This window comes from Burkholderia catarinensis (assembly GCF_001883705.2).
Lineage (GTDB): Bacteria > Pseudomonadota > Gammaproteobacteria > Burkholderiales > Burkholderiaceae > Burkholderia > Burkholderia catarinensis.
In genome coordinates this window covers 58794-77975 of the sequence record NZ_MDEQ02000029.1, presented here as the reverse complement: position 1 = coordinate 77975, position 19182 = coordinate 58794, and the positions used below count along the sequence as shown (strand labels likewise).

General features: G+C 67.1%; 18 protein-coding genes. 10 read left to right on the top strand and 8 right to left on the bottom strand.

Annotated elements, in window-relative coordinates; all coding sequences use genetic code 11:
• Positions 1-6 precede the first annotated feature (6 nt).
• From BFF94_RS31910 to BFF94_RS31895, 4 genes are all read right to left on the bottom strand, one after another.
• Positions 7-1158: a DegT/DnrJ/EryC1/StrS family aminotransferase gene (locus tag BFF94_RS31910; RefSeq protein ID WP_128847775.1), complete on the bottom strand. Its 1152-nt coding sequence runs from the start codon at positions 1156-1158 to the stop codon at positions 7-9.
• Positions 1159-1288: 130 nt separating this feature from the next.
• Positions 1289-1660, bottom strand: a complete 372-nt coding sequence (locus tag BFF94_RS31905) for an EamA family transporter (protein WP_089473021.1) — start codon at positions 1658-1660, stop codon at positions 1289-1291.
• Positions 1661-1673: 13 nt separating this feature from the next.
• Entirely contained in the window at positions 1674-3350 is a 1677-nt protein-coding gene (locus BFF94_RS31900) for a glycosyltransferase family 39 protein (protein WP_219140242.1), read from the bottom strand.
• A 124-nt stretch (positions 3351-3474) separates the two neighbouring features.
• Entirely contained in the window at positions 3475-3849 is a 375-nt protein-coding gene (locus tag BFF94_RS31895; protein WP_128842576.1) for an Mth938-like domain-containing protein, read from the bottom strand.
• 312 nt (positions 3850-4161) lie between these two features.
• Between BFF94_RS31895 and BFF94_RS31890 the strand changes: the two genes are divergently transcribed.
• From BFF94_RS31890 to BFF94_RS31865, 6 genes are all read left to right on the top strand, one after another.
• On the top strand, positions 4162-5400 hold the full coding sequence (locus tag BFF94_RS31890) for a pyridoxal phosphate-dependent aminotransferase (RefSeq protein ID WP_219140241.1): 1239 nt from the start codon (positions 4162-4164) through the stop codon (positions 5398-5400).
• Between the two features lie 53 nt (positions 5401-5453).
• A complete protein-coding gene (locus BFF94_RS31885) occupies positions 5454-6782 on the top strand; it encodes a homoserine dehydrogenase (protein ID WP_128842577.1) in 1329 nt (442 codons plus the stop codon).
• Between the two features lie 14 nt (positions 6783-6796).
• A complete protein-coding gene (gene thrC / locus BFF94_RS31880) occupies positions 6797-8248 on the top strand; it encodes a threonine synthase (protein ID WP_128842578.1) in 1452 nt (483 codons plus the stop codon).
• Positions 8249-8524: 276 nt separating this feature from the next.
• Positions 8525-9772, top strand: coding sequence for a molybdopterin molybdotransferase MoeA (locus tag BFF94_RS31875; protein ID WP_128842579.1), 1248 nt, complete (start codon positions 8525-8527; stop codon positions 9770-9772).
• Between the two features lie 19 nt (positions 9773-9791).
• On the top strand, positions 9792-10049 hold the full coding sequence (gene moaD, locus BFF94_RS31870; protein WP_128842580.1) for a molybdopterin converting factor subunit 1: 258 nt from the start codon (positions 9792-9794) through the stop codon (positions 10047-10049).
• Positions 10050-10157: 108 nt separating this feature from the next.
• Entirely contained in the window at positions 10158-10634 is a 477-nt protein-coding gene (locus tag BFF94_RS31865) for a molybdenum cofactor biosynthesis protein MoaE (protein ID WP_128842581.1), read from the top strand.
• Between the two features lie 69 nt (positions 10635-10703).
• Here BFF94_RS31865 and BFF94_RS31860 read toward each other — a convergent pair whose 3' ends face one another.
• Positions 10704-11264 carry a group III truncated hemoglobin gene (locus tag BFF94_RS31860; protein WP_128842582.1) on the bottom strand — a complete coding sequence of 187 codons (561 nt, stop codon included), beginning with the start codon at positions 11262-11264 and terminating at the stop codon, positions 10704-10706.
• 285 nt (positions 11265-11549) lie between these two features.
• Between BFF94_RS31860 and BFF94_RS31855 the strand changes: the two genes are divergently transcribed.
• Together BFF94_RS31855 and clpB are read left to right on the top strand one after the other, a co-directional pair.
• A complete protein-coding gene (locus BFF94_RS31855; protein WP_128842583.1) occupies positions 11550-12068 on the top strand; it encodes an Rrf2 family transcriptional regulator in 519 nt (172 codons plus the stop codon).
• Positions 12069-12224: 156 nt separating this feature from the next.
• Positions 12225-14822, top strand: coding sequence for an ATP-dependent chaperone ClpB (clpB, locus tag BFF94_RS31850; protein WP_128842584.1), 2598 nt, complete (start codon positions 12225-12227; stop codon positions 14820-14822).
• Between the two features lie 116 nt (positions 14823-14938).
• On the opposite strand, the gene BFF94_RS31845 is transcribed toward clpB, so the two are convergent.
• Positions 14939-15370: a YidB family protein gene (locus BFF94_RS31845; protein WP_128842585.1), complete on the bottom strand. Its 432-nt coding sequence runs from the start codon at positions 15368-15370 to the stop codon at positions 14939-14941.
• An 88-nt stretch (positions 15371-15458) separates the two neighbouring features.
• The gene (locus tag BFF94_RS31840; protein WP_219140240.1) at positions 15459-16064 is read right to left on the bottom strand and encodes a ComEA family DNA-binding protein; all 606 of its coding nucleotides are present in this window, start codon (positions 16062-16064) and stop codon (positions 15459-15461) included.
• A 275-nt stretch (positions 16065-16339) separates the two neighbouring features.
• Here BFF94_RS31840 and BFF94_RS31835 point away from each other — a divergent pair, with 275 nt between their 5' ends.
• Positions 16340-16801 carry a MerR family transcriptional regulator gene (locus tag BFF94_RS31835; RefSeq protein ID WP_128849323.1) on the top strand — a complete coding sequence of 154 codons (462 nt, stop codon included), beginning with the start codon at positions 16340-16342 and terminating at the stop codon, positions 16799-16801.
• Positions 16785-17219 (top strand): carboxymuconolactone decarboxylase family protein, encoded by a 435-nt coding sequence (locus BFF94_RS31830; protein ID WP_219140239.1) that lies wholly within the window; start codon positions 16785-16787, stop codon positions 17217-17219. Before BFF94_RS31835 ends, BFF94_RS31830 begins: the two co-directional genes overlap by 17 nt.
• 19 nt (positions 17220-17238) lie before the next feature.
• Here the strand turns inward: BFF94_RS31830 and BFF94_RS31825 are convergent, their stop codons facing one another.
• Positions 17239-19155, bottom strand: coding sequence for a sigma-54-dependent Fis family transcriptional regulator (locus tag BFF94_RS31825; protein WP_219140238.1), 1917 nt, complete (start codon positions 19153-19155; stop codon positions 17239-17241).
• Between the last annotated feature and the right edge of the window lie 27 nt (positions 19156-19182).

Below are 19182 nucleotides of genomic sequence, written 5' to 3'. Positions count from 1 at the left end.
GTACGCTTATTTTCCGTATTGTTCGCAAATCTGGTTGATGGCGTCGACCACGCGACGCACGTCGCCTTCCGTCATCTGCGTGAAGAGCGGCAGCGTGACGGTCGACGCGCCGTACCGTTCGGCGTGGGGGAACATGCCCTCCTTGAAACCGCGCGCGCGATACAGCGTGAAAAGGTGGATCGCCGGGTAGTGGATGCCCGTGCCGATGCCGCGCTCCTTCATCTGCGCCATGAAATCGGCGCGCGGGATCGACAGCCGTTCGAGCGGCAGCGTGATCTGGAACATGTGCCAGTTGCCGTTCTCGAATTCGGCGACGGGCAGGCCGACGCCGAGCTTCACGGCCGGGCCGCCGTCGAACGCGGCGAAATACGCGCGGGCGAGCGCGCGGCGCTGCGCGGTGAAGCGCTCGAGGTGCGGCAACTGGCCGAGGCCGACGCGCGCGGCGACATCGGTCAGGTTGTACTTGCCGCCGAGCACGTCGCAGTCCATCCCGTCGAAGCCCGTGCGCGTGATGCCCTGCAGCCGGTACTTCTGCGCGAGCGTCGCTTCGTCCTCGTTGTTCAGCACGAGCGCGCCGCCTTCGATCGTCGTCAGGTTCTTGTTCGCGTGGAAGCTGAACGACACGATGTCGCCGATCGCGCCGATGCGCTTGCCGTTCCACGTCGAGCCGAGCGCCTGCGCGGCGTCCTCGATCACGCGCAGGTTGTGCGCACGCGCGATCGCGTACAGGCGATCCATGTCGACCGGCAGGCCGGCCAGGTAAACCGGGATGATCGCCTTCGTGCGCGGCGTGATCGCCTGCTCGAGCTTGTCGAGGTCGATGTTGCGCGTGACGGGATCGATGTCGGCGAACACGGGCGTCGCGCCCGTCTCGAGGATCACGTTGCTGGTCGAGACCCACGACGCCGGCGTCGTGATCACTTCGTCGCCGGCGCCGACGCCCGCGATGCGCAGGCCGATCTCGAGCGTGCAGGTACCCGAATTGAATGCGCGGACCGGACGGCCGCCGCAGTATTCGGACAGCGCCGCTTCGAATTTCTGGCACTGCGGGCCGGTGGTGATCCAGCCCGAACGCAGCACCTCGACGACGCCCTGGATGGTTTCCTCATCGATCTCGGGGCGGGTGAACGGCAGAAACGGAGCGATAGTCTGGCTCATGAACGTTTTGGCCTGTAATGGCGTGTAATAAAAGGGTCGGGCGATCCCGGCCGAAACCGGCATTAAACACCGGTTGGCGGATTCGCACCGTGATTTTTTGTAGGCGAATGCTTAACGCCGCGGGGCATGCTCAGCTTCGCGCGAGCACGAGCACCCCGATCAGGATGATGCCGATGCCGACGAGCCGCTGGACCGACAGCACCTCGCCGAACAGGTACCAGGCCGCGAATGCGTTGACGACGTAGCCGAGCGACAGCATCGGGTACGCGATCGACACGTCGACCCGCGACAGCCCGACGATCCAGACGACGACGCTCAGCACGTAGCAGCCGAGGCCGCCGATGATCGGCAGCTGGGTCGCGATCTTCAGGCCGACCGGGACGATGTTCGCACGGCTGAATTCGAAGTGCCCGACGGCGTTGACGCCGGCTTTCAGCAAAAGTTGCGCACAGGCGTTGAGCATGACGCCGGTGATGATGCAGACGAACGAAACGGGATTCATGCGGTGGGCGTCCTTACGATTGCGGTTTCTCGACGATCACGCGGCGGCTGTCGCGCGCGATCACGCGCATCGGCACACCTTGCTTGACCAGCGTGTCGTACTGGCCGGGCGGCATGATCGCGAGCGCATGGGTTTCCTGTTTCCAGCGCGTGATCCATTCGTCGACGGTCGGAATCCATTTGTTCGGCTCGACCGAGATCCCGAACGCGAGCTCGTCCTGGCGCTGGACCATGATCGTCGTATGGCCCATGTAGAACGGGAACGTGTGATCGAGCATCTCGACCGAGTAGAACGGCGTGTCGGGCGGCAGCTTCGCCAGTTCGGCGCGCACGGCGGGCGCGAGCAGCGCGCCCGAGCTGTAGCGGCCGAACTCGTCGTGCCCGGTGCCGCCGATCGTGCAGAAGGCGAGCCACGCGGCGCCGAACGCGGCGATCGCGGCCGCGACGCCCGCGCGGCGGTTCAGCCACGCGGCCGCGAGCGCCAGTGCGGCCGCAACCGCGAGGCCCGCGTACAACCAGATCTGGAATGCGCGGTACAGCGCGTTCGGCGTGCGGGCATCGCCCTGGTACGCGAGGAAGATGATCCCGAACGCGGCGGCGACGAAGAACACGAGGTAGCCGAGCAGGTGGCGGCGGAACCGGTCGGCCGTCATCAGCGGCAGGTACGCGCCGATGATCAGCGCGAGCGCCGGCGCGACCGGCAGCACGTACGAGATCAGCTTCGAGTGCGACGTGCTGAAGAACAGGAAGATGAATGCGCTCCAGATCAGCAGCACGAGCATCGGCGAGAAGCCGTTCGGCTGGCGCGGCATCCGCAGCGCATGGCGGATGCTCTGCCACGCGACCGACAGCCACGGCAGGAAGCCGACCAGCAGCACGGGCACGAAGTAGTAGAGCGGGCCCGGGCGGTTCTGTTCCGGGGTCAGGTACCGGCGGAACTGCTGGACGATGAAGAAGAAGTTGAAGAACTCGGGGTTGCGCTGCTGGACGAGCACGAACCATGGCGTGACGATCGCGAAGAAGATCACGAGGCCGCTGACCAGGTACAGGCGTTTCCACAGCGCCCAGTCGCGCGCGACCAGCGTATAGAGCACGAGCACGGCGCCGGGGAGGATCAGGCCGACGAGGCCCTTCGACAGCATCGCGAACGCCATCGCCGCCCAGCACGTCCACATCCAGCCGCGCACCGCGGCCGGGCGCAGCCCGGGCCGCTGCGCGAGCAGCAGTGAGCAGAGCGACAGCGCCATCCAGAACGCGAGCCCCATGTCGAGCGCGTTGAAGTGGCCCATCAGGTTCCAGTACGGCGCGCACGCGAGCACGACGGCCGCGAGGAAGCCCGACAGCGGGTTGAACAGGCGCGCGCCGGTGAAGCCGACGAGCAGCACGCCGGCGAAGCTCGCGACGGCCGTGTAGAGGCGCGCCTGCCATTCGCCGATGCCGAACCATGCGAACGTGAGCGCGTTCAGCCAGGTCTGCAGCGGCGGCTTCTCGAAGTACTTGTAGCCGTTGTAGCGCGGCGTGATCCAGTCGCCGGTGACGAACATCTCGCGTGCCATCTCCGCGTAGCGGCCTTCGTCGCTGGGGATCAGGTGGCGCAGCCCGAGCGGCGCGAACCAGACGATCGCGAGCGCGACGATGAGGAGGGCGAGCGTGATGCGATTGAGCGGTAGCCTCGACGGCGTATCGTTCATGGATTTTCAGCCTGTTGGTTGTTGTGACGGGCCGCCGGCGGGTTGCGCCGGGGGCGGGCGGCCTGGCCGGGCCGATCCGGGGGATCGACCCGCTGCGCCGGCCCGAGTTTTACCGCATCGGGGATTAACGTTCAATTAAGAGCGCGGCAGCGACTTTGCGGCCCTCGGCCATCAGGATGTTATAAGTGCGGCAGGCGGCCTGGAAATCCATCGTCTCGACGCCGATCCGCTTGGCCGTGAGTGCCGCGACGAGCCGCGGGTGCGGGAAGCGCAGCCGCGCGCCGCTGCCGAAGATCACGAGTTCGGGTATCGGGTCGAGCAGCATCGCGAAATGCTCGGGCGCGAGCGCGTCGAATGACGACACGGGCCATGCCTGGACCGGCGAGCCGGGCAGCACGATGACGCTCGTTTCATGGCGTTCGAGATTGACGTCGACATAATCGGGGCCGTAGCCGGTGACGGTGTTGAGCGCGCCGCTCGTATCCTGGTGCAGTTTCAAATCGGTATTCCGCGTTTCCGTAGGGGAATGTGTCGCAGGCCGCACGGGCCCGGGCAGCCGGTTTCACGCGCCTGCGCATGCGGGACGCCTGACGGCGCGGGCCCGGCGCGGCTATGGTGCATTGCGAAAGTCGGCCAAAATCCGCTAAATTATAACTTTTTGGTCGCCCCCGGGCGCCACTTGCGTCGTGCGTTGCCATAAGCTGCGTCCGACCGCCCGCTTTTTCCAGTCTAGACAGCGCGCGCAGACCAGCCGCTTTCCAGTTTTGATCCCGCCCCCCGGCCGCAAGGCCAACCCAGGAACCGTGTCGTCGTGAAACCGATTCAGAAGTCGAACAAGCTGCTCAACGTCTGCTACGACATCCGTGGCCCGGTGCTCGAGCACGCGAAGCGCCTCGAGGAAGAAGGCCACCGCATCATCAAGCTGAACATCGGCAACCTCGCGCCGTTCGGTTTCGACGCGCCGGACGAGATCATCCAGGACATGATCCGCAACCTGCCGTCGTCGTCCGGCTATTCGGATTCGAAGGGCGTGTTCTCGGCCCGCAAGGCCGTGATGCACTACACGCAGGAAAAGGGCGTCGTGGGCGTCGGTCTCGACGACATCTACATCGGCAACGGCGCGTCCGAGCTGATCGTGATGGCGACCCAGGCGCTGCTGAACGACGGCGACGAAGTGCTGCTGCCCGCGCCCGACTACCCGCTGTGGACGGCGGCGGTGAGCCTGTCGGGCGGCACGCCCGTGCACTACGTCTGCGACGAGCAGAATGCGTGGATGCCCGATCTCGACGACATCCGCCGCAAGATCACGCCGAACACGAAGGCGCTCGTCGTGATCAACCCGAACAATCCGACCGGCGCGCTCTATTCCGACGAATTGCTGCTCGAGCTGCTCGAGATCGCGCGCCAGCACGGGCTGATCGTGTTTGCCGACGAGGTCTACGACAAGATCGTCTACGACGGCCTCGAGCACACCGCGATGGGTTCGCTGTCGGAGGACGTGATCACCGTCACGTTCAACAGCCTGTCGAAGAGCTATCGGTCGTGCGGCTATCGCGCAGGCTGGATGGCCGTATCGGGCCTCGGCGGCGACAACCGCCGGCATGCGAAGGATTACCTCGAGGGGCTCGGCATCCTGTCGTCGATGCGCCTGTGCGCGAACGTGCCCGGGCAGTTCGCGATCCAGACGGCGCTCGGCGGCTACCAGAGCATCAACGAGCTGATCGTGCCGAGCGGGCGCCTGTACAAGCAGCGCGAGCTCGCGTACGACATGCTCACGTCGATTCCGGGCGTAACCTGTGTAAAGCCGCAGGCCGCGCTGTACATGTTCCCGCGCCTCGACCCGAAGCTCTACCCGATCCAGAACGACCAGCAATTCATTCTCGACCTGTTGCTCGAGGAGCGCGTGCTGCTCGTGCAGGGCACGGGTTTCAACTGGGCGACACCGGACCACTTCCGCGTGGTCTTCCTGCCGAACCTCGACGACCTGACCGATTCGATCAACCGGATCGCACGCTTCCTCGACGGCTACCGCAAGCGCTATTCGGCGTGAGCGGGCAGGACCACACGGAACTCACTACTTCTTACTCATCGATCACACGCAGCATGGAACCGATCAAAGTTGGCCTGTTGGGCTTCGGCACCGTCGGCAGCGGCACCTTCACGGTGCTGCGCCGCAACCAGGAAGAAATCAAGCGACGCGCGGGGCGCGGCATCGAGGTTGCGCGCATTGCCGTGCGCAACCCGGCCAAGGCGCAGGCTGCGCTCGGCGGCGACGCCGGCGCCGCGCAGATCACCGACGATTTCAATGCGGTCGTCGACGATCCGTCGATCGCGATCATCGCCGAGATGATCGGCGGCACGGGCATCGCGCGCGAGCTCGTGCTGCGCGCGATCGCGAACGGCAAGCACGTCGTGACGGCGAACAAGGCGCTGCTCGCGGTGCACGGCACCGAGATCTTCGAGGCTGCGCGCGCAAAGGGCGTGATGGTCGCATTCGAGGCGGCCGTCGCCGGCGGCATCCCGATCATCAAGGCGCTGCGCGAAGGCCTGACCGCGAACCGCATCCAGTACATCGCGGGCATCATCAACGGCACGACCAACTACATCCTGTCGGAAATGCGCGACCGCGGGCTCGACTTCGCGACCGCGCTGAAGGCCGCGCAGGAGCTCGGCTACGCGGAAGCCGATCCGACCTTCGACATCGAAGGCGTCGACGCCGCGCACAAGGCGACGATCATGAGCGCGATCGCGTTCGGCGTGCCGGTGCAGTTCGACCGCGCGTACGTCGAGGGCATCAGCAAGCTCGACGCGACCGACATCCGCTACGCGGAGGAGCTCGGCTACCGGATCAAGCTGCTCGGCATCACGCGCCGCGCCGAAAACGGCATCGAGCTGCGCGTGCACCCGACGCTGATCCCGGAGAAGCGCCTGCTCGCGAACGTCGAGGGTGCGATGAACGCGGTCGTCGTGCACGGCGACGCGGTCGGCACGACGCTGTACTACGGCAAGGGCGCGGGCGCGGAGCCGACCGCGTCGGCCGTGGTCGCGGATCTCGTCGACGTCACGCGCCTGCACACGGCCGACCCCGAGCATCGCGTGCCGCACCTCGCGTTCCAGCCCGACAGCCTGTCGAACACGCCGATTCTGCCGATCGACGAAGTGACGAGCGGCTACTACCTGCGCCTGCGCGTCGCCGACCAGACGGGCGTGCTGGCCAACATCACGCGCATCCTCGCCGCATCGGGCATCTCGATCGACGCGCTGCTGCAGAAGGAGTCGGAACAGGTCGACGACGCGAACGGCGAAACCGACATCATCCTGATCACGCACGAAACGCTCGAGAAGAACGTCAATGCGGCGATCGCGCAAATCGAGAGCCTGGAGACGGTCGTGTCGAAGGTGACGAAGCTGCGCATGGAAGCGCTGAATTGAGGATCGAGGACGACATGAATTACATCTCCACGCGCGGCGCCGGCATCGGCGAGCGCCATACGTTCTCCGACATCCTGCTCGGCGGTCTCGCGAAGGATGGCGGGCTCTACCTGCCGGCCGAGTATCCGAAGGTGTCCGCCGACGAGCTCGCGCGCTGGCGCTCGCTGTCGTACGCGGATCTCGCGTTCGAGATCCTGTCGAAGTTCTGCGACGACGTGCCGGCCGACGGCCTGCGCGCGATCACGCGCCGCACGTACACGGCCGACGTGTACAGCAACACGCGCCACGGCGAGAACGCGTCCGACATCACGCCGCTGAAGACGCTCGGCACCGAGAACGGTACGGCGCTGTCGCTGCTCGAACTGTCGAACGGCCCGACGCTCGCGTTCAAGGACATGGCGATGCAGCTGCTCGGCAACCTGTTCGAGTACACGCTCGCGAAGCATGGCGAAGCGCTGAACATTCTCGGCGCGACGTCGGGCGACACGGGCAGCGCGGCCGAATACGCGATGCGCGGCAAGGCCGGTGTGCGCGTGTTCATGCTGTCGCCGCACAAGAAGATGAGCGCGTTCCAGACGGCCCAGATGTTCAGCCTGCAGGATCCGAACATCTTCAACCTCGCGGTCGAAGGCGTGTTCGACGACTGCCAGGACATCGTGAAGGCCGTCTCGAACGACCACGCGTTCAAGGCGCAGCAGAAGATCGGCACGGTCAACTCGATCAACTGGGCGCGCGTCGTCGCGCAGGTCGTGTACTACTTCAAGGGCTACTTCGCGGCGACGCAGTCCAACGACGAGCGCGTGTCGTTCACGGTGCCGTCGGGCAACTTCGGCAACGTCTGCGCGGGCCACATCGCGCGGATGATGGGGCTGCCGATCGCGAAGCTGGTGGTCGCGACCAACGAGAACGACGTGCTCGACGAGTTCTTCCGCACGGGCGCGTATCGCGTGCGCAGCGCCGAGAACACGTATCACACGAGCAGCCCGAGCATGGACATTTCGAAGGCGTCGAACTTCGAGCGCTTCGTGTTCGACCTGCTCGGCCGCGATCCGGCGCGCGTGATGCAGCTGTTCCGCGACGTCGAGGAGAAGGGCGGCTTCGATCTCGCGGCGAGCGGCGATTTCGCGCGCGTCGCCGAGTTCGGTTTCGTGTCGGGCCGCAGCAGCCACACTGACCGCATCGCGACGATCCGCGACGTGTTCTCGCGCTACCACACGACGATCGACACGCACACGGCCGACGGCGTGAAGGTTGCGCGCGAGCACCTCGACGCGGGCGTGCCGATGGTCGTGCTCGAGACCGCGCAGCCGATCAAGTTCGGCGAGACGATCCGTGAAGCACTCGATCGCGAACCCGAGCGGCCGGCCGCATTCGACGGGCTCGAGGCGCTGCCGCAGCGCTTCGAGGTCGTGCAGGCCGACGCGCAGCAGGTAAAGGACTTCATCGCCGCGCATACGGGCGAGTGACGCACGGCCGGGCCGCGGGCCCGGCTGCGCAGGACGGCCGGAATGCCGATTCGTCGAACGGATCGGGGTTCCGGCCGTTTTGCTTGGAGGTAGCGGTGCCGCGGTGTGCAGGCGTTCGGCAGCCCGCCGCGTGCCTGCCGCCGCCACCCGCGCGAAACAAGTGCCAGACCCGCGCGTTCGCGCCGATCACAGTTTTCGCATGTCCGCCATATCGCGCGCCCGCGCGACGGCGTCGCTACAATGACGTATTGAATCCACCGATCCCCGATTCCATCGATGTCGAACCCGAATCCCGCGGCGCCGCGCGCGCCGATGCTGTCGACCGCCGAGGCGCTCGCCGCGCTGCTCGATGCCGCGAAGCCGCTGCCCGGTACCGAAACCGTCGCCACGCTCGACGCGCTCGGCCGCGTGCTGGCGGCCGACGTGAGTTCGCCGCTCGACGTGCCGCCGATGCATACGAGCGCGATGGACGGCTATGCGGTGCGCGTCGCCGACCTGCTGCACGGCGAGCGCCGCTTGCCGGTGTCGCAGCGCATTCCGGCCGGTCATCCGGCCGCGCCGCTTGCGGCCGGCACGGCCGCGCGGATCTTCACCGGCGCGACGGTGCCGCCCGGCGCCGACGCCGTCGTGATGCAGGAGCAGGCATCGGCCGACGGCGACGCGGTCGAGATCCTGCACACGCCGAAGGGTGGTGAATGGATTACCGTGCAGGGCGCGGACATCCGGCAGGGCTCGGTGATCCTGCCGGCCGGCACGCGGCTCACGCCGCAGGCACTCGGCCTGGCCGCATCGGTCGGCTGCGCGCAATTGTCGGTCGCTCGGCGAATTCGCGTCGCGGTGTTCTTCACCGGCGACGAACTGACGATGCCGGGCGAGCCGCTGAAGCCCGGCGCGATCTACAACTCGAACCGCTTCACGCTGCGCGGGCTGCTGGAGCGGCTCGGCTGCCACGTGACCGACTACGGGATCGTGCCCGACTCGCTCGCCGCGACGCGCGACACGTTGCGCGAGGCCGCGCGCGATCACGACGTGATCCTGACGAGCGGCGGCGTATCGGTCGGCGACGAGGATCACGTGAAGCCGGCCGTCGAGGCCGAGGGGCGGCTCGCACTGTGGCAGATCGCGATGAAGCCCGGCAAGCCGCTCGCGTACGGCGCGGTGCGCCGCGGCGACGCACGCGCCGATGCGCACTTCGTCGGGCTGCCCGGCAACCCCGTGTCGAGCTTCGTCACGTTCCTGCTGTTCGTGCGGCCGTTCCTGCTGCGCCTGTCCGGCGTGCGCGACGTCGCGCCGCGCGCGCTGTCGCTGCGGGCCGACTTTTCGCAGGGCAAGGGCGACCGGCGCAACGAATTCCTGCGGGCGCGCGTCAATGCGGCCGGCGGCCTCGACCTGTTCCCGAACCAGAGTTCGGCGGTGCTGACGTCGACGGTCTGGGGCGACGGCCTGATCGACAATCCGCCGCAGCACGCGATCAGCGCAGGCGAGACCGTGCGTTTCATTCCGTTTTCCGAACTGCTGTCGTAACGCGACGGCTTCCCGAACCATGAAGATTCATCTGAAATTTTTTGCAAGCGTACGAGAGGCACTCGGCGTTGCCGACGAGCAGGCCGACGTGCCGGATGGCGTGACGACCGTCGGCGACGTGCGCGCGTGGCTGCGCGTGCGCGGCGGTGCGTGGGCCGAGACGCTCGCCGAAGGGCGCGCGCTGCGCATGGCATGCAACCACGAGATGACCGATCCCGATACGCGGCTCACCGAGGGCTGCGAGGTCGCGTTCTTTCCGCCGGTGACGGGCGGTTGAGCTTTGCATGGGACGGGAATGGGCGCTGAAGCGCTGACTCCGGTCGAACGCGAAGCATGGGATCAGAGTAAGCGCTAAAGCGCCAACTCTGATCGATAGAGGCAGACGATGGCAACGATACGAATCCAGACCGACGACTTCGATCTGAACGCCGAAGTGGCGGCATTGCGCGCGCGAAACCCGAAAATCGGCGCGGTCGCGTGCTTCGTCGGCACGGTGCGCGACCTGAACGAAGGCGACTCGGTCGCCGCGATGGAGCTCGAGCACTATCCGGGGATGACCGAGAAGGCGCTCGAGAAGATCGCCGCCGAGGCCGGCCGGCGCTGGCCGGGCATCGATGTCGCGATCGTGCATCGCGTCGGCAGACTCCTTCCGCTCGACCAGATCGTGATGGTCGCGACGGTCGCCTCGCATCGCGGCGATGCGTTCGCGTCGTGCGAGTTCGTGATGGACTATTTGAAGACCGAGGCGCCGTTCTGGAAGAAGGAAACGACGCCGGACGGCGAGCGCTGGGTCGATGCGCGCAATACCGACGACGCCGCGCTCGCGCGCTGGGGCGTCGAATCGCGCAACACGCCGCGCTGAGCACAGCGTCCGGGCGATGCGGCGATGTGCCGCATGCGCCGCGCAATCGCCGTGCGTGATGGGTACGCGTTACGCGTCCGGATCGGTGCCGCGCCCGATGATCTTCGTCGGAAACGGCTCGCCGCGGGCGCGCGACGCCAGCGCGTGTGGATCGTCGCCCGCGTCGCGACGGCGAGGCGCGATCGCGTCGAGCAGTGCCTGCTGCTCGGGCGGAATCTGATAGTCCCAGCCGAACCGGCTCAACTGCAGGCTCTGCGCAATCCGCAGCGCGGGTTCCATGAAGCGGATCGCCGCGGGCGGCGCGTAGCGCGTCTCGACGGTCCTCAGGAACAGCGACAGCCAGCGGCTGAAATGGGCCGGTTCGATCCCGTCGAGCGGCTGGTGCGCCTGCTGCACGTTGCCGCGATAGCCCTTGGTGCCGAGCACGAGGCTCGACCAGAACGTGACCATCTTCGGCAGGTGGTCGTCCCAGCGGCCGGCCAGCTTCGCATCGAACACGGGCCCGAGCAGCGGATCGGCGCGCACGCGGTCGTAGAACGCGTAGACGAGATCGCGGATGTTGTCTTCGGTCGGCTCGGCATCGCGGGGGCGGGCCGGTGCGGTATCGGGTGAGGCGGATGTGACAGTCATTGCAAAAAGGGCCGGGATATATGGGCAACGGCGGGGCAACGGCGGGGCAACAGCGGAGCAACGACGGGGCGGCGGCGCGGGCAACAGGCAGGACGCCGGCCGGATTTTGACGCAAAATAGCGTCGAACAACCCCTGAAAAACGTGTAAATGTCACACATCTTATTGCGCGCACGCGATCCCGGCAACCCGGGGCCGCGGAACGGAGCCGTCAGCCGGCCTCGCGCGCATCCCGATCGGCTCGGCTCGCGTAATCGGGGCACGATCGATTCTTTCCGTATTCGCCCATGAGACTCACCGACTACACCGACTATTCGCTGCGCGTGATGCTGTACCTTGCCGTGCGCGGCGAGGGGCTCGCGACAATCCAGGAGATCTCGGACGCCTACGGAATCTCGAAGAACCATCTGATGAAAGTCGTGCAGCAGCTCGGCGAGCTGGGATGGATCGATACCGTTCGCGGCCGCAATGGCGGGCTGCGGCTTTTCCCCGAATCGCTGCAACTGACGGTCGGCCAGGTCGTGCGCGCGACCGAGAGCGACTTCGCGCTGGTTGGCTGCTTTCCGGCCGACGGCGGCGAGTCGCGCGGCTGCGTGATCGAGCCGCAGTGCCGCCTGAAGGGCGTGCTGGCGGCCGCGCGCGATGCGTTCTTCGCCGAACTCGATCGTCACACGCTCGGCGAGCTGGTCGAATCCCCGTCGCCGCTCATGGCGTTGCTCGGCATCCGTCCGGTCGCGCTCGTGCGTGCCGCACCGTCACCGGACGAAACGCCTGCACCGGCAGAGCCGCCGTCGACGGTCGACTGACACGCGGGCGCTGCGTTGCGCGATCCTGCAGTGGCCCGCCCCGGGTCGCTTTGGAGATATCCAGCATTTTTTGCGCTGAATCAACCCGAATTTCGCTTGAAAGCCGCATAACCATCCTCATCTTGGTGTTAATCGAAAATTGGAGGTCTCGACTAAATGAGAATCGACAAGCTCACCACCAAGTTCCAGGAAGCACTCTCGGACGCGCAAAGCCTTGCGGCAGGCCGCGACAATCAGTACATCGAACCCGTTCACGTACTCGCGGCGCTGGTCGCGCAGCAGGACGGTTCCGCCCGCTCGCTGATGTCGCGCGCGGGTGTTCACGTGCAGGCGCTGCAAGGCGCGCTGAACGAAGCCATTTCGCGCCTGCCGCAAGTAACGGGCACGGGCGGCGACATCCAGATCGGCCGTGAGTTGGCCGGGCTGCTGAACCAGGCCGACAAGGAAGCGCAGAAGCTCAACGACACGTTCATCGCGAGCGAGATGTTCCTGCTCGCCGCGTCCGACGACAAGGGCGAAGCCGGCAAGCTCGCGCGTCAGCACGGCCTCACGCGCAAGGCGCTCGAAGCCGCGATTGCCGCGGTGCGCGGCGGCTCGCAGGTGCACAGCCAGGACGCGGAAAGCCAGCGCGAGGCGCTGAAGAAGTACACGGTCGACCTGACCGAGCGCGCCCGTGCGGGCAAGCTCGATCCGGTGATTGGCCGCGACGACGAAATCCGCCGCTCGATCCAGATCCTGCAGCGCCGCACGAAGAACAACCCGGTGCTGATCGGCGAGCCGGGCGTCGGCAAGACGGCGATCGTCGAAGGGCTCGCGCAGCGGATCGTCAACGGCGAAGTGCCCGAGACGCTGAAGGGCAAGCGCGTGCTGTCGCTCGACATGGCCGCGCTGCTCGCGGGCGCGAAGTACCGCGGCGAGTTCGAGGAGCGCCTGAAGGCCGTGCTGAGCGACATCGCGAAGGACGAAGGCCGGACGATCGTCTTCATCGACGAAATCCACACGATGGTCGGCGCGGGCAAGGCCGAAGGCGCGATGGATGCGGGCAACATGCTGAAGCCGGCGCTGTCGCGCGGCGAGCTGCACTGCATCGGCGCGACCACGCTCGACGAATACCGCAAGTACATCGAGAAGGACGCCGCGCTCGAGCGCCGCTTCCAGAAGGTGCTCGTCGACGAGCCGAGCGTCGAGGCGACGATCGCGATCCTGCGCGGGCTGCAGGAGAAGTACGAACTGCACCACGGCGTCGACATCACCGACCCGGCGATCGTCGCTGCGGCCGAGCTGTCGCACCGCTACATCACCGACCGCTTCCTGCCCGACAAGGCGATCGACCTGATCGACGAAGCCGCTTCGAAGATCAAGATGGAAATCGATTCGAAGCCCGAAGAGATGGACAAGCTCGACCGTCGCCTGATCCAGCTGAAGATCGAGCGCGAAGCGGTGAAGAAGGAGCAGGATGAAGCGTCGCAGAAGCGCCTGCAGCTGATCGAGGAAGAGATCGACCGCCTCGGCCGCGAGTATGCGGACCTCGATGAGATCTGGACCGCCGAGAAGGCCGCGGTGCAGGGCAGCGCGCAGCTCAAGGAAGAGATCGAGAAGGTGCGTGCGGATATCGCGCGGCTGCAGCGTGACGGCAAGCTGGAGAAGGTCGCCGAGTTGCAGTACGGCAAGCTGCCGCAGCTCGAGGCGCAACTGAAGCAGGTCACGCAGGCGGAAGAGCAGGAGCAGCACAACCCGACGCGTCCGCGCCTGCTGCGCACGCAGGTCGGCGCCGAGGAAATCGCGGAAGTCGTGTCGCGTTCGACCGGGATTCCCGTGTCGCGCATGATGCAGGGCGAACGCGAGAAGCTGCTGCACATTGAGGAAAAGCTGCACGAGCGCGTGGTCGGCCAGCACGAGGCGATCAGCGCGGTGGCCGACGCGATCCGCCGTTCGCGCGCGGGTCTCGCCGATCCGAACCGTCCGTACGGCTCGTTCCTGTTTCTCGGCCCGACGGGTGTCGGCAAGACCGAGCTGTGCAAGGCGCTGGCGTCGTTCCTGTTCGATTCGGAAGAGCACCTGATCCGCATCGACATGAGCGAGTTCATGGAGAAGCACAGTGTCGCGCGGCTGATCGGCGCGCCGCCGGGTTATGTCGGCTACGAGGAAGGCGGCTACCTGACGGAAGCCGTGCGCCGCAAGCCGTACAGCGTGATCCTGCTCGACGAGATCGAGAAGGCGTATCCGGACGTGTTCAACGTGCTGCTGCAGGTGCTCGACGACGGCCGCATGACGGACGGGCAGGGGCGTACGGTCGACTTCAAGAACACGGTGATCGTGATGACGTCGAACCTCGGCTCGCAGGTGATCCAGGCGATGACGGGCGCGCCGCAGGACGAGATCAAGGACGCCGTGTGGCTCGAGGTGAAGCAGCATTTCCGCCCCGAGTTCCTGAACCGGATCGACGATGTCGTCGTGTTCCATGCGCTCGATCGCAGCAACATCGAGTCGATCGCGAAGATCCAGCTGGCGCGCCTGCACGACCGGCTCGCGAAGCTCGACATGGCGCTCGACGTGTCGGAAGCGGCGCTCGAGCAGATCGCGAAGGTCGGCTACGATCCGGTGTTCGGTGCGCGGCCGCTGAAGCGCGCGATCCAGCAGGAGATCGAGAACCCGGTCGCGAAGCTGATCCTCGCGGGCCGCTTCGGTCCGAAGGACGTGATTCCGGTCGACGTCAACGACGGCGGGTTCGTGTTCGACCGCGTCGTTCACTGATCGCCAGCCATCGGTCGCCCGCCCGGTTCACGCCGGGCGCGCAAAAACAAACACCCCGCCTCGGCGGGGTGTTTGCTTATGGAGCGGCCGGAAGCGGCCGCGCAGCGGCGACGGGCTTAAGCCTGCTTGTTGCCGCCGAACATGCCGGCGAGTTGCGTGAGCGTGCCGAGCACGTTCGACGTGTCGACCTGGCCGCCGGCCGGCACTTCGCCGTTCGGCGTCGCGCCGTTGACGACGTGCGGCAGCACTTGCGCGAGGATCGACGAGGCCTGCGACGGATCGATGCCGACCTTGCTCGCGAGCGAGCCGACGACGTCCGAGCCGAGCACGTTCTGCAGTGCGTCGGCCGAGATCGGCTGGTTTTCGCCGTTGCCGACCCACGAGCCGATGATGTCGCCGGCACCGCCTGCCTTGAACTTCTCGATCAGGCCGTTCAGGCCGCCCGGCTGGTTGTTGATGAATTCGAGCGCGGTCGTGATCAGCGCGCTTTGCGAGTTGCCGCCGGCCTGGCCGCCGATCAGACCACCGACGATGTCGAGGAGACCCATGGTTCTTCACCTTCACTGAGAAGGGCGCCGTGACGACGGCGCCCGTTGAACGAATACCGCGCGCACGCCGTCGCGCGCGCGGCGCACATCAGGCGCCCGACGCCGCGGCGGCGGAGGCTGCCTTGTCCTTCTTGCTCTTCTTCTTCGAACCCTTCGTCGCCTTCGCGGACGACGCTGCGGCCGGTGCGCTCGCACCCGCGTCGGCGGATGCCGCCGCTGCCGCTGCGGCCTTTTCCTTCTTCGATGCGCGCTTGCTCTTCGCCGGCTTGGTTGCCGCTTCCGGCGCGCTTGCCGCCGGCGCCGTAGCCGTCGTGCCGGCCGTCGCGGTCGCGGACGTCGCCGCGGTGCCTGCCGACGTCGTCGCCGGCGTGGTGGCCGGTGCCGTCGCGGCCGGCTTCGACAGCTTCACGCCCTTCGGCGGCGTCGACGAGCCGCCGACCGTCAGGCCGTTTTCCTCGAGATGCCCGACCGACTTCGTGCCGAGGCCCTTCACGCGGTTCGCGAGATCGTCCGCGTCCTTGAACGGGCCGTTCTTGGTGCGTTCGTCGATGATCGCCTTCGACTTCACGGGCCCGAGACCCTTCACGGATTCGAGCGCGGCCTGGTCAGCCGTGTTGACTTCGACGGCCGCGGCAAGGCCGGCGGCGAGCGACAGCGATAGCGCGACGAACAGCATCAGCAGCTTTTTCAGCATGGCAAAGGCTCCCTGGTTCTGACGGATGAATGGCTGTTGCAACGGACGACGGGGCGAGACCTGGCCGGGCGTCGCCGTTAAGCATAGGACAAATGCGTGCCCTTTTTAAGACAGGCTGACCGAATCTTGCTGAAGGCTTGCAGTGCTGTAAAGGCCGAAACCCGCGCCGGGCACCGATTTTGACCATTCTTTACGGTGTTGCCGGTTTTCATGAGGCTGGCTGTTCGACAGGGCTTGACTTAGAGTGAACTCTAACTCCTAACCTTGTTCCTGCCATGTCGAAAACCCTATCCAAATCTTCCGCCGCCGGTCCGCTGACGATCGGGCAAGTCGCCGAAACGACGGGCGTGTCGACGCATACGTTGCGGTATTACGAGCAGGCCGGCCTGCTGCGCGCGATTTCGCGCACGGCGGCCGGGCACCGGCTCTATGCGCCGGCCGACCTTGACTGGCTGGCCTTCGTGATGCGCCTGAAGGCGACCGGCATGCCGATCGCGCAGATGCAGGAATTCGCGGCGCTGCGCGCGCAAGGCGAGCTGACGTTCGGTGCGCGGCGCAGGTTGCTGGTCGCGCACCGCGACGCGGTGCGTGCGCATCTCGCGGAGCTGCAGGCGAGCCTCGACGCGATCGGCGACAAGATCGCGTATTACGAGGCGCGGGAGCGCGAGTCGGAACGACGGGCAAACCCCTCTCACTCTCTATCGGAACAGGACGGACACCATGGAACAACTCGCTGAAGATCGCTACACGCGCGGCTGGAACAAACTGAAGGAAATCGACGGCGAAGTCGGCGAACGCGTGATCGCGGCGCTCGCGCCGATTGCACCGGACTTCGGGCGGCTCCTGGTCGAGTTCGGTTTCGGCGACATCTACAGCCGGCCGCAGCTCGACCTGAGGGCGCGCGAGATCGCGACGATCGCGGCGCTGGCCGCGCTCGGCAATGCGCAGCCGCAACTGAAGGTGCATATCGAGGCCGCGCTGAACGTCGGCTGCACGCGCGACGAGATCGTCGAGGTGTTCATGCAGATGGCCGTCTACGCGGGTATGCCGGCCGCGCTCAACGCGCTGTTCGCCGCGCACGAGGTGTTCACGCGGCGCGACGAAGCGGCGGGTGAGGCCGGGAAGGCGAGCGAAGCGGCCGAGCAGGCGGCATGACGGCAGTCGCGCCGGCGCGTCACGCGCGGTGCGGCGCGACGATCCGGTGTTTCGCGATGCGCCGGTACAGCGTCGCACGCGAAATGCCGAGTGCCTGCGCGGCAGCGTCGGGCCGCCAGCGGTGCGCGGTGAGCGCCGCGACGATGCGGCCGCGTTCGTCGTCGGGCAGCGCGCCGGCCGGGGCCGCGCCGAGCTGCGCGGCGATATCGGCCGGCAGGTCGCGCCGCGTCACGCGCGCGGCGTCGCACACCGCGCACGCATAGCGCAGCACGTTGCGCAGTTGCCGCACGTTGCCGGGCCACGGGTACGCGGCGAGCTGTTCGGCGAGCGTCGTGTCGAGCGTGAGCACGTGGCCGGTCGCCTGCGCTTCCTCGGCGAACACGGCGGCAATCACGTCGCGCACGTCGGCGCGCGCGCGCAGCGGCGGCAGTTCGAACGTCGCGCCGCTCAGCCGGTAGTACAGGTCCTCGCGGAACGTACCGTCGGCCACCATCCGCGCGAGATCGCGGTGCGTCGCACAGATCACGTCGAGATCGACACGCACGGGCGTGTCGCTGCCGAGCGGCACGACCTCGCCGTCGGCGAGCACGCGCAACAGGCGCGTTTGCAGCGCGAGCGGCATGTCGCCGATTTCGTCGAGAAACAGCGTGCCGCCGTCGGCGAGCGCGATCTTGCCGCGTGCGCCGTGCTTGCGCGCGCCGGTGAACGCGCCGGCCGCATAGCCGAACAGTTCGCTCTCGATCAGCGCTTCCGGCAGCGCGCCGCAGTTGACGGCGACGAACGTCCGCGCACGCCGCGCACCGGCGTCGTGGATCGCGCGTGCGAACACTTCCTTCCCCGCACCGGTTTCGCCGAGCACGAGAATCGGCAGCCGCTTGCTTGCGACACGCAGCGCGAGCTCGGCCTGTTGCGCGATGTGCGTGTCGCTGCTGTGCAGGAACGGCGTCAGCGCGCCGACGTGGCGTTGTGCGGTGCCCGGGCGGCGCGACGCCGTGCCGGGCTCGCGGCCGGCGCGCCGTAGCGGCGCACGCAGCCGCGCATAGAGCGGGGCACCCGTCGCGCGCAGCCGCAGCGCGACGATCGTGTCGAGTCGCGCGGCATCGCGCAGCGGCATCTCGGTCGCATCGAAGATCTCGTCGATATGGCGCGGCTCGCGCAGCGCCGGCAGCGCGTCTCGCGCCTGCCGGTTCGCGGCGACGATATTGCCGCATTCGTCGAAAGCGATCAGCCACTCGGGTTGCGCTTCGACGTAGTGACGGTTCGGATGCCCGAACAAGATCCAGTGCTGCGCGGTGCTGTGCACGAAGTAGCCGTCCTCGATCAGCGCCGCACTCCGTCGCACGAGCTGGTAGACGAGGCGCTGGCTGTCGCGGCCGTCGGGCGAATGGACGGCCGACGCGTCGAGCACGCCGATCAGTTCGCCGCCCGGCGAGAAGATCGGCGCTGCGCTGCAGGTGAGCGTCGTGAATGCCGCGCGAAAGTGATCGGTCTTGTGCACGGTGATCGGCGCGAGATCGGTCAGCACGCTCGCGACGCCGCAGGTTCCTTCCTCGCTTTCGGACCAGCACGAGCCGATGTGCAGCCCCGCATGACGGAAGTCGTTGCGGCGCTCGCGGTCGATCCGGTAGTCGATCGTCACGCCGTGTGCGTCGGTCAGCATCACGCAGTAGTCGGCGACGCGGATCATGTCGTGCAGCCGCGTCAGGCACTGGCCCGACGCGCGCAGGAAGGCCTCCTCCTTGTCGCGCACTTCGCGCAACTCGGCCGCGGTCAGCACGCGCGGGCCGATCGACGAGGCGGGGTCGAGACTGTAGCGCTCCAGCGACCGTTGCCACGACGACACGAGGCGCGCGGAATCGGCCGGCGCGGGCAGGCGTCCGGCGAGCGCGCCGAGCACGCGGTCGGCGTGCTGGGCCTGGGGGACGGCGTAGGGCATGGTCGGCTCCGGTTCCGTACGGCGGGG